Source organism: Mycoplasmopsis primatum ATCC 25948 (genome assembly GCF_000702785.1).
In the GTDB taxonomy this organism is placed as follows: Bacteria; Bacillota_I; Bacilli_A; order Mycoplasmatales; family Metamycoplasmataceae; genus Mycoplasmopsis; species Mycoplasmopsis primatum.
Genome location: NZ_JNJV01000029.1, coordinates 1 through 11,538, shown reverse-complemented (window position 1 = coordinate 11,538; position 11,538 = coordinate 1). Strand labels below are relative to the sequence as shown.

Genomic DNA, 11,538 nt, shown 5'->3' with positions numbered 1-11,538 from the left:
ATTTTTGATATAAACATCTCACAATTCATGGGGTGTTTTTGTACTAATTTAAATTATGCCAATATAAAACATACAAAAAAAGGAGAAATATCTCCTTTTTTTGTTATGCCTTTTCAATCACTAAGCAACTATAGCATTCATAATTGGACCAAATGTTGAGTATGCAAGAATAACTCATAATGGCATAAATACTAATGCTAATAAAGTTGATAATGAGTTAACTTGTGCAACATATGGAGCATGTGGATTTTTATGAGCCACAGCAAAGATCATTGTAACAGCTGCTGGTGGTGTTGCTGCTAGTAATACTAGAAGTGTTGCAACTGATGCAGCATCTTCCTTGCTTATAACCTTACCATTACCAATAGCAACTAAACCAGCAAAGATTGCAATAGCTAATACGTAAATTGCAAGTGGAACTGTAACTAATTTACGAACAGTTGTAATTCAAACGTCTTTGTCTTTTGCTGCTGATTTAAGGTCTGAATCAGCAAGTGTGCCACCAATAACGATTCATGCTAATGGTGAAACAATCGCTGTTCCTGTGTTTAGAGCTCCACCGATTGCAGGAATTTCTACTTTAAACGCTGCTCAGAAGTTTCTTCCACCCTCTGTAACAACTTGATAAGGTTTGTTATCAACGGTAGCATATTTTTTATCTAAGCCAGGGATAAATTGTAATGCTCATAAAACTAATGAGATGTATAAAGCAAGCATCATAGGACTTGTTAATGATTTAATAATAGGTTTAACGCTTTTCTTAGAAATTTTTTCACCCGAGAACATAAGTGATACATATGAGAAAGCACCAATCATGTAAGGAATACATCAAATTTGAGCTAATGCTAAGGCATTTTGTCCAAAAATTGCATCATTACCTTTTGATAATGCTATAACTAATGGGTATGCAAAGAATTGCAATGAACCATAACCTAACATTAATTGTGTAGCAATAATTTTTTGTTTGTAATCATCAAGAACTTTTTCTCTTACTGCTGCTTTGTCAGGTTTTGCACCTTCTTCAGCATTTTGAAGAGATTTTTCATAAAGTTCTTCTGCTTTGGCAGTAATTCTGCCTGATACCATTCTAGGAGCTAATCTAACAATAACTGATGTTAAAACACCAAATAAAACGTAGAAAATAATACTTAATCCTAAAACGATTCCTACCTGAATAGCCATATCTTTGTTTGCATTTTGCATAAATGCACCAATACAAAGGAATGGCAATATTCATGTTAATAGGAATTTTGAAAGTTTTCCATTAATTTCTTTAGTTAAGAATTTATATCTTGTTGCAAAGAAACCAATAAGAACAAACGCAATGGTAGAGATAACAGCGCCTCACATACCTTGCGTGGAAATAATCTTAATGAAATTATCCATATTTTTATTCCTTATTTATTATTAACATATATGTTAATGGTGCATTAATGCACCATATTAATTATATATAAATTTGCATTTTATTAATTATTTTTTAAGCCTATGAGGCACAAATAGTGGAAACATTGCATCTTTATAAAATGAAAAAGATCTTCAAATTGAAGATCTTTTTTAAAAATTGCTAATTAAAATTTCTTATTTACATTAATTGATTTCAATGTATCGTTGTGAACTTTTGCAAGTAATTCAGATGAAGCGTCGAATTGAGCTCATTCTTCTTTTGTCATGCTTGGTTTTGGTAAGTATTCATAACCATTTTCTCCAACAATAACAGGAATTGATGTGTAAATTCCTTCATGTTTGTAACCTTTTGGTAATTGAACACCAACGTTTAAAACAATACGTTTGTTGTTAAGAACTGCATCTGTGATTTCATAACATGAAGTACCGATACCAAATTGCGTATTGCCTTTACGTGAGAAAATGTAAAAACCTTCTGCAACAACTTGTTTAAGAATTTCTGGAAGTTCTTCTTTTTTAATTTTACCTGTTGCAATTAAATCTTCTAATTTTGTATCACCAATTTTAACAGTTGATCATGGAATCATAGCACTAGCTCCATGTTCTGCTAATACTGATGCTTGAACTGAATCAGAAGCTACATCAAATCTTTGAGCTAAGAATTTCTTCAATCTTGCTGAATCAAGGTTGGTTCCAGCTGAAATAACTCTATTAGCTGGAATTTTGCTTCCATAGTGTATTGCAGCAGCCATAACATCACAAGGGTTAGCAGCAACAATAACAACACCCTTGAAGCCTGCTTTATCTAAATCTTGTGCGAAACTTTGCATTAATTTAGCATTTGCTCCTGCTAATGCTAAACGATCAGCAAATGTTTTATCAGCTGGAATTGAAGCTGCTATAACAACAACATCAGCATCACCAGCATCTTTTAATAATGTACCTTTTCTAAAAGTTGAGCCATTTCTAGGCATTAATGAAACCATATCTTGAAAATCATGAGCATGAGCATCAGCTACCTCATCATTTTTATCAACAAATATTCATTCTGCTTGTATTCCTCTAGCAACAGCAATGTTTGTGTATGTAAAACCAACATTACCTAAACCAACAACAACAATTTTCTTCATATTTTACCTTCCTTACATATTAATTTTATAGTTAATAAAATGAATTAACTATTATAAGAATTTTAACATATTAAAATATGCTATGAGACAATAGCCTTTTAAAAAAATGAAAAAAATGAAAAATTCCATTAATCAAATAAAAAAAGAAAAATAAAACTCAAAGATAACTTTGAGCAATGCTATTTGATAATGCACTTAATTTTTAATTTGTTTCGATATTAAAAATTTCATCGCCAACTCTAACTTCTTGACCTGGTTTGATTAAAATTTTAACAATTTTGCCATTTACTGGTGCTGGAATTTCTGATGTCATTTTATCGGTTTCAACTGAAAATAAGTTTTGTCCTTCTTTAACAACATCGCCTTCTTTAACAAAAACTTCAGCAATTGTTCCTTCGTGTAGACCTTCACCAATATCTGTAAATTTCATTATAAACATAATACAACCTCCACTAATATTAAATTTTGATAGCAACTTTTAGTAATTTTAATAATTGCTTTTTAAATATAGTCTTTATAAAAATTAATTAAAACTATGTTTATATTATAAACAAAATTTATTTTTCATAAAATACTAATTTTTAAGTCAGTTTATAACAACTAAAATTTGACTAAAAGCATTATAAAACAATGATTTTACTCTAATATGGAAATTTTTACACATTAAAATGACTATGAATGATATTCAAGTAAAATTTTTACATTAAAAAATAATGTATTTAAGGAGAAAAAATGACAAATATTTCAAAGTTCAGCCAACATATAAATAATATGTTAACTGAAAAAAGCAAAAAACAAATTTTAAGTGTTTTATTTATAGATGGTGATGACCCTCGTGCTAGAGAAGCTGCACTTTATTTACAAAAACACAAATTAGCTAAACCTTTAATGTTATTAGAAAATTCTTCACAAATAGTAAATGATGGTCTTAATAATATAGTTATTGAAGAACAAGAAGAAATAATCGTTCAATATGCAAAAAGGCTTACTGAAATTCGTAAAGGTAAGGAAGATTATGAAACTTGCCTTAAAAATCTACACACTAGACCATATTATGGCGCAATGATGATTAGGAATAAAGATATAGATTCTGCTGTTGGCGGTCTCATTTATTCAACTGCTGATATTTTAAGAGCAGCATTTAAATGTATCGGGGCTAAGCCGGGCATTAAAACTATTTCAAGCATTATTATTATGCACAAGGAAGATGAAAAACTAATTTTCACTGATCCATCAACAGTTGAAAAACCAACATCAGAACAATTAGTTGATATAGCTGAAAATGCTATTAGCTTTGCTAAAATGATGAAAATGAATGATTTAGGTGGTTTTTTATCATACTCAACAAATGGTTCTGGTAAGGGAGAAAATCCAGAATTAGTTAGAAATGCTGTTAAATTAGCAACTGAAAGAGGTCTTAACGTAATCAACGGTGAAATGCAATTTGACTCAGCATATGACCTAAATGTTAGAAAACACAAATTCCCAAATGCAATTCAAAAAGAACTTGGTGTTTTCATCTTTCCAAATCTTGAAAGTTGTAATATTGGATGCAAAATAGCACAAAGAATGGGACATTATGGAGCCGTTGGAGCTATTATGCAAGGTGTAAACGGAGCAATTAACGACTTTAGCCGTGGCGCAACAGTACAAGATGTTATCGATGTAACATCTATTACAATTTTAAAAGGCTATGAATTTAAATAATATAAGGATAATCTAAAATATGAAAAAAATATTGGTTATAAATGCTGGGAGTAGCTCACTAAAATGAGCCTTCTATTCTGAAAATAAACTTGAGTTATTATATTCGGGTTTATGTGAGAGAATTGGTCTAGATGGAAATATTATTTTAAAAAGAAATGATGAAAAATTAGAATTTCCTATTGCTTTGCCAGACCATGGGACTGCTGTGGAAAATTTAATTCGGCTATGGAAAGAAAATAAATTCATTGATGACTTAAATGAAATAAGTGCTATTGGTTTTAGAATTCCATTTTCTGGTTATAAATATTTAACTCCTGTTGTTTATTCGCAAGAAGTAAGAGAAAGCATCGAAACAGCGAAAAAATTTATTCCTTTGCATGTTCCACCATTTTTATCAGCAATTGATGCATTCAATAAATATTTACCTAAAATAGTTAAGATAGTTGCTCAAGATACAGCTTTCCATGTGGATATGCCTAAAATTAATAAAACATTCCCTATTAATAAAGAATGAGCTAAGAAATTTAATGTTGAAAAATTTGGATACCATGGACTTAGTCATGATTATATCAACGAAAAAATGAAACAAATCTTGGGTAAAAATAGGGTAAATATTGTGGTAGCCCACTTAGGTTCTGGTAGCTCTCTTTGTGCTATAAAAAATGGAAAATCAATTGATGTTTCTGTTGGTTTTAGTTCAATTGATGGGTTGATGATGGGCACAAGAAGCGGCGCTATCGATCCTGGAATTACTGATTATTTAATAAGAATTGAACATCAAGATCCTCAAGATGTTTTTGATATGCTAGTTAAAAAATCAGGCCTTCTTGGTATTTCTGGTATATCAAATGATATTAGAGATCTTCATAATCTTTATGAAAAAGATGAAAATGCAAAATTTGCTGTTGACTTATTTGTTTCAAAAATAGTTGATTATTTAGCTATGTATTTGAATAAAATTGGCAAGGAACCTGATGCAATTGTTTTCACAGCTGGTATTGGTGAAAATGATCCTATTATTAGACAAATGGTTGTAGATGGTATAAATTCATATAATTTGAAAATAAGTCCTAAACTTAATGAAGCAAAATATGACGACTATGTAAAAATTTCTTCTGATAGTTCTGACATTCCTGTTTATAAAATGAAAACGAATGAAGAAATTGTTATAGCTAGATATGTTAAAAAAATTCTATCCAAACTAAATAAATAAGGTCTATATGACAAACTCGACAAACTTGCCTGGTGCAGCACTAAAAACAAGTTGAAATGAAACCGTTTTTGGTTTTGAATTTTTATCAACATTTTTACTTATATTCTTTACGTATTCTTGAATGTTAATTGCAATTTTAGCTAAAAAGAATAAGAGCAAAATTTTTATAGCTTTTGGCTACACAGCAGCGACTGCATTAGCTTTTTTTCTTCCATGAGCTGTTGCAAGTGTTGCGTCTAAAAAACCAGTTTATCCAATGCTAAATCTCCTAATAGTACTATTTCAAAGTTTTATTAGAGGTTTTGGAGAATGGGGTCAGTCAAATCGGCTTGAACCTATTGGTAAACCCTTAGTAAATGGACTGCCTTATATTTTAGGGGCACAATTTCTCGGGGGTATGACTGGTTTTATGCTTTTTGTTGCTTTTTTCTATGCAGTTAAATTTATTTTCAAAAATAATGATGAATATAAAGAACTCCAAAATTTAACCTTATTTGCTTTATTTAAGAAGGACTATGAGTTTGGACTACTATCCTATACAATAAAAGAATTTATTTTTATTACATTATTTTTATGCACTATACCGTTTATTGGAATGATTGATACCACAAACTATCAACTAAATGGTTTCCAAATTGTTTTAATTCAAATTTTTGTAATTGGTATTATTTTATTCTTTTCACTATTTTTTAACTTTTTTGCTATTCATTTATTTTTTAATTTTGTTGAATTATTAGTTAAAACTATTGAATTTATAAAGCTACCAAAAAATGACAAAAATGCTTATAAAAAAAATTATTTAATCATATGAGCAAAATTCACTATTGTTTTAATAATTAGTATATTGATGCCAATAGTTGTTGCTCTTATTAGTATTTTAATAAAAATAAAAAGTGGGGCAGTTATTGCTGTATCCTAATATTAATTTTATGTTAAAGGAAAGTTTATGAAAATTAATTTTTTATTTAAAAAACACTTAAGTATTGTGCTCGGTGGCGCTACATTATTACCTTTTATAATTTCATCAGCATCATGTGGTCATAATGAAAATAAAAAAAATAATGATGATGCAAATGAATCGATTATTTTATCAACTATTAAAAAAGAAAAAAATGAAACTGATAAATCATACAAAAAGAGATTGAGTCAAAATCAAATAAATATAGAAAAATATAATCAAGTAAATATTCTTTCTGACATCCATAAATACTTTCAAGAAAATGATCACAGTAATTTAATTTCTTATTTAGAAGGCGGAAGTCCTGAGAGTGTTGAATATAAAAATATGATGAAAAATAATTATATGCACAAATATATTAAATTTGACACAAATGCCTTTAAAACAATTTTAAAAGAAAAATTAGGTTACACTGATGAATTAATAAAAAGAATTAAAATTTCTTATGATTATAATAATGTAAGAAGAGATGCAGGGAATTGATTTGATGTCATTTTTCCTGTTAAATTAAACCTTTTACTTAAATCGCATGATAGAGCAAATTATGTAAAAGGTTTAATGAGTGAACACATTATAAATTTTAGAATTAAAAACGTAAAAATGTCTAAAAAGGAAAGTGATATTTTACAAGTTATCAAACAACCATTTGAAGAGTTAAAAAATCTTAATTCCACTAATTTTAAAATAGGTTTCAATATCAATAATGATATGAAAGCGTTAATTGATAAATATGGAATTCACAATCTTGATTCAAAAAATGTTTCTAAAATGGTTACACTTCAAAGTGAGAAATACCAAGAAATTGTAAATAAATATCAAGCCAATAAAAATATACATTTTAAAGCTACTGTTTTTGATATAGACTGATCAAATGATGAAGATTTAGCCAAAGCAACAGCAAAAGTAAGGCTTGCCGTTTCGAATTATGATGAAAAATTAGGTAGTTTAGCTGATGTTGGTTTTACCTTAAATATTGCATTTGATTTTGATAAAAACAATGATTATTTAAAAGTCCTAAAATTAAGTGAATCTATTGATGTTCATATAATCAGTAATATTGAAACGAACACTGACTTATCTAAGTTAACTCTAAAAAATCTATTTATTAAAATAAAAAATAGCAACATTAAAAAAGTTGAAGTTGCACAAATAAAACCATATGAAAATGATTTTAGAAACGCTGACGTAGTTCTAAATGTTTATTTAAATAACGGTGAAAAAGTAACAGTTAATAAACATTTAGGTGTAGGAAGTTATTCATATATCTATGAACAAAATTTCACAAAAGAAAATATACAAGCTCCAAACTTTGGCGTTGAAAGAATAACACAAGAAAACCTAAAAAGTATTGATACCACTTTCTTAAATACATATAATTCAAAATTATTCACTGGTGGTTATGCTACCTCAAGAGGTTTTTATGGTGCTAAAACATCTGTTCCTAGATATGTTCATGTTGGCGAGGATTATGTGGCACCTGAGTTTTCAAAAATTGTAATGCCTTATGATGGTGAGATTGTAGAAGTATATGAATTAGAAACCAGAGGTGTTGGTACAGGTGTTGGAACAGTAATTTTACTTAAAATACCTGTTGCTAACTTAGATTGAAGTCCAAAAGAAAAAGAAGTTTATTTAAATGGAAATGATAAACATATTTATATGTCCTTCTTACATCTTGATGCTGCTAAAACCATGAATAATCATATACTTGGTTGAGCACCTCAAAAAGGTTTACATGGAAGTAGAAACGTTTCATATGTTCCATCTGTTTCACCTCAACAGCCTAAAAAAATAAAGAAAAATGATGTGATAGGTTTTATCGGCTCGCCAGATACTAATGGTGGTTGAATGTCACATGTGCACGTAAATTTATTTACAAATAGAGAAGCCTTTTTATCTCCAAATTACTTTAGCTCGAAAATTAGTGAAATTGGTTCAAAAGGGACAATACGTCCAAGTGTTAATGACAATAGAGTAAATTCTTATGTAGATGTTAAAAAACCTAACAAAATAAATCCTACTGGAAATATTGGAGTAGCAACAACAAGCGCTAAGGAAAAAGTTTATAAGGTTGACCCTATTACTGGTGAAGAATTAAAGGATCAGGACAATAAAACAATTGAAATTAAAGATGAAACTATTAAATATTTAAATAATATTAATATGGCAAAATATGAAAGAAAAGATGGTTATGCCGATCCTAATTTAGTGTATAAATTAAGAGATCCTAGATCATTAACTTTTAGTATTGAAGACCTTTATGACTTGAATAAGACAGAATAGTAATTTTTCAAAACTTATTATTTTAAATATTAAAAATTCCATATATGTAAGATGCTTTTTCATATATGGAATTTTTATTTTCTAAATTAAAATTTTGATAATAATTAATATGTGCATAAATTAGATCGGGGGTTTTAAAAAAATTTTTTAAAAAAATTAAAAATTTTCTTTGGTATTCTTCCTTTTGGTGTATCATATTAATCAAGTGGTCATAGCGAGGGGGATCACCTGATACCATTTCGAACTCAGTAGTTAAGCCCCTTAGTGCCGAAGGTACCAGAGATGGGAGAATAGGGAGCTGCTTTTTTTTATTTTCTTTTTTTAAGCAAAGCGACTGCAATAACAAATTTCAAATTAATAATTTTTAATTTTAGATCAAGATCAGGGTCAACCTCTTGGAGTTGGCTTTATTTTATCAATCTTAATAATTGATGATTCTTCGTTATTGATAGAATCATAATATTCATAACAAGAAATATTATTACTTTCAAGTTCAAATTTATCTTTAAATTTTAGAACTTCGTCCTTATATTTTTTTCCTTTTGGCAGTATAAAACAGCCATTTTTAGCTAAAAGATGATTAGACATTAGATAAATAGAAACAGCTGAGCCAAGCGCTCTTGCGGTTATAAAATTGCTTTCTAGATTGAGAATAACATTTTCCGCTCTATCGTTGATAATGCTGATGTTCAAATTAAATTCTTCTTTGATAGTTTGTAAGAAAGCACAGCGTTTAGTTATGCTTTCTATAATAATAAGATTAAATTGATTATTATTTGCTATCAAAAATGGTACAGACGGAAAGCCAGCGCCAGAGCCAATATCTATAATTTTTTTATTTTCAAAATTTAAATTTCAGTTTTTTATTGTTTGCTCAAAAAATAGTAATGAGCCAAGAATTCCTTGATTAAAAATATCTTCAAGTGTTTTGAAGCCAGTAATATTCATTATCTTGTTTTGTTCATAAATCATTTGAGCATATTTTTTTAATGCAGGCAACTGTTTTTGATATTTTGTTAATATGTAATCTTTATCGTTATTTAACATTATTCTTTATTTCTTTTGTAAATTTATCATAAAGTGATGAAATTGATTTGCCCTGAATAGAACAATTAATAACACCGCCCAGAAAGTCATCTAAACTAACAATTTCAAGTTTTTTAAATTTATTTTCTATATCTGAATTGTCAATTGAATCAGTAATGATAACTTTTTCAATAGCTGGATTTTGTTCAAACATCTCAAAACCTTTGCTGAAAATTCCATGAGTAGCAGCGATGATAATTTTTTTAGCACCGTGTTTTTTCAAAGTTTCAGCTGCTTTCATTATTGTGCCACCAGTGTCAATAATATCGTCAATAATAACAGCATTATGACCATTAACATCACCAATTAAGCCCATAACTTCCGTTTGATTAACATCAGTTCTTCTTTTATCTATAATGCTAATTTTTATATCATTTGATAGCAGTTCAGCTAATGCTCTTGCTCTAACAGTTCCGCCATGATCTGGTGATACAACATTAAATTTTTCATGATATTTTTTAATTGCTTTTGCTAGTGTAAATTGAGCTCTCAAATCATCAATAGGTATATCAAAGAAACCTTGAATTGCAGCATTATGCAAATCAACAGCAATAATCTTTGATGCGCCAGCAGTTTGTAAAAAATCAGCTATTAATTTGGCACCAATAGGTTGGCGTCCGCTTGCTTTTCTATCTTGTCTAGCATATCCATAGTAAACTAATGCGACATTAATTGATTTAGCACTGGCTCTCTTTAATGAATCTATAAATAAATACAAAGCCATTAAATTATCATTGACAGGTCTTGATGTGCTAGCAATAACATAAACATCTTTATCTCTAACGGCCACATCACTAACTGGCATTATTTCACCATCAGCAAATTTAGTAACTGTTAAAGTTGATAAAGGGATGTTAATAATTTTAGATATTTTTGATGCTAATTTTTGACAGTTAGGCATTCCAAAAAGTAAAGCATTAATATCTTTTTTCATTTTTTCTCCTAAATTATTTAAATATGAACTTACTTTTAAAATTATAAATTATTAATTAATATATTAAATTGATAAATCGGCGATTAAAAACAAAAAATAGATGGCTATTAACTCACCTATTTTTTGTTTTTTTAATTTAAATTTATTTCTTGGCTAAATTCCTCTGCACTAAATTTACCATCTTCTAAAACTAATCTTCATTTAATTAAATAAACTTTTTCTGATAGTTTTGAAACATGAACACCTTTACGAGAGCCTTTCAATGTATAACCTATAACTTCTTTATTACTTCCATTAGTAAAAATCTTGTTCATATTATTTTGCAAGGCATCATTAATAGTAAAACCTTCAATATAAGCAGCTTTTTTAGATGCTATTTTAATCTTCCCTGCGTCAACACGAAGAGCATTATCAGTAGTTGTTATTGCCTTGTCAAATTGTTCAATAATTTTTGACTTATCAGCATCTGGTTTAACAACAAAAAGATTCTTATTTTTAGAAAATTCATGTAATTCAGGCATTCTGTATTTTTCAGCACTTGGTGTTGGACTAGGATTTGGTTTTGGAGTTGGGGTTGGAGTTGTTGATTTGAAACCAGTAATTGTTACATTTCTGGTTTTTGATTCCTTACCATCTTTAGTTATTTTAAATTCTACAATAAGTGAATTGTTTTCTGCTTTAACGTTACATATTCTACGGAAATGTCAGCATTATTTTTAAGCACGGCATGATCTTTAATATTGGTTAAAGTTATTGCTGAAGGATCAATGTTAGCCTTTTCTTTAATATCGATTTCTACCTTAGATAGCAATGTTTCCAA

Annotated in this window: 10 protein-coding genes and 1 rRNA gene; 5 read left to right on the top strand and 6 right to left on the bottom strand. The window is 28.7% G+C overall.

What is annotated here, in order from left to right:
* Positions 1-120: 120 nt before the first annotated feature.
* From T386_RS0103450 to T386_RS0103440, 3 genes are all read right to left on the bottom strand, one after another.
* Complete coding sequence (locus T386_RS0103450; RefSeq protein ID WP_029513746.1) at positions 121-1,386, bottom strand: AEC family transporter; 1,266 nt, start codon at positions 1,384-1,386, stop codon at positions 121-123.
* A 185-nt stretch (positions 1,387-1,571) separates the two neighbouring features.
* A complete protein-coding gene (locus T386_RS0103445) occupies positions 1,572-2,537 on the bottom strand; it encodes a lactate/malate family dehydrogenase (RefSeq protein WP_029513745.1) in 966 nt (321 codons plus the stop codon).
* Positions 2,538-2,739: 202 nt separating this feature from the next.
* Positions 2,740-2,976, bottom strand: coding sequence for a biotin/lipoyl-containing protein (locus T386_RS0103440; RefSeq protein WP_029513744.1), 237 nt, complete (start codon positions 2,974-2,976; stop codon positions 2,740-2,742).
* Between the two features lie 293 nt (positions 2,977-3,269).
* Between T386_RS0103440 and T386_RS0103435 the strand changes: the two genes are divergently transcribed.
* The 5 genes from T386_RS0103435 (at position 3,270) to rrf (ending at position 9,005) form a co-directional block, all read left to right on the top strand.
* A complete protein-coding gene (locus T386_RS0103435; protein WP_029513743.1) occupies positions 3,270-4,244 on the top strand; it encodes a phosphate acyltransferase in 975 nt (324 codons plus the stop codon).
* A 19-nt stretch (positions 4,245-4,263) separates the two neighbouring features.
* Positions 4,264-5,457, top strand: coding sequence for an acetate/propionate family kinase (locus T386_RS0103430; protein ID WP_029513742.1), 1,194 nt, complete (start codon positions 4,264-4,266; stop codon positions 5,455-5,457).
* A 7-nt stretch (positions 5,458-5,464) separates the two neighbouring features.
* Complete coding sequence (locus T386_RS0103425; protein WP_029513741.1) at positions 5,465-6,376, top strand: MAG4940 family membrane protein; 912 nt, start codon at positions 5,465-5,467, stop codon at positions 6,374-6,376.
* Between the two features lie 27 nt (positions 6,377-6,403).
* Positions 6,404-8,698 (top strand): MSC_0775 family lipoprotein, encoded by a 2,295-nt coding sequence (locus T386_RS0103420; protein ID WP_029513740.1) that lies wholly within the window; start codon positions 6,404-6,406, stop codon positions 8,696-8,698.
* Positions 8,699-8,899: 201 nt separating this feature from the next.
* A 5S ribosomal RNA gene (rrf, locus tag T386_RS0103410) occupies positions 8,900-9,005 on the top strand.
* Between the two features lie 47 nt (positions 9,006-9,052).
* Here rrf and rsmG read toward each other — a convergent pair.
* The 3 genes from rsmG to T386_RS0103395 form a co-directional block, all read right to left on the bottom strand.
* Positions 9,053-9,745, bottom strand: coding sequence for a 16S rRNA (guanine(527)-N(7))-methyltransferase RsmG (rsmG, locus tag T386_RS0103405; protein ID WP_029513739.1), 693 nt, complete (start codon positions 9,743-9,745; stop codon positions 9,053-9,055).
* Positions 9,735-10,718 carry a ribose-phosphate pyrophosphokinase gene (locus T386_RS0103400; RefSeq protein ID WP_029513738.1) on the bottom strand — a complete coding sequence of 328 codons (984 nt, stop codon included), beginning with the start codon at positions 10,716-10,718 and terminating at the stop codon, positions 9,735-9,737. Before T386_RS0103400 ends, rsmG begins: the two co-directional genes overlap by 11 nt.
* Positions 10,719-10,849: 131 nt before the next feature.
* Positions 10,850-11,239: a hypothetical protein gene (locus T386_RS0103395; RefSeq protein WP_029513737.1), complete on the bottom strand. Its 390-nt coding sequence runs from the start codon at positions 11,237-11,239 to the stop codon at positions 10,850-10,852.
* Between the last annotated feature and the right edge of the window lie 299 nt (positions 11,240-11,538).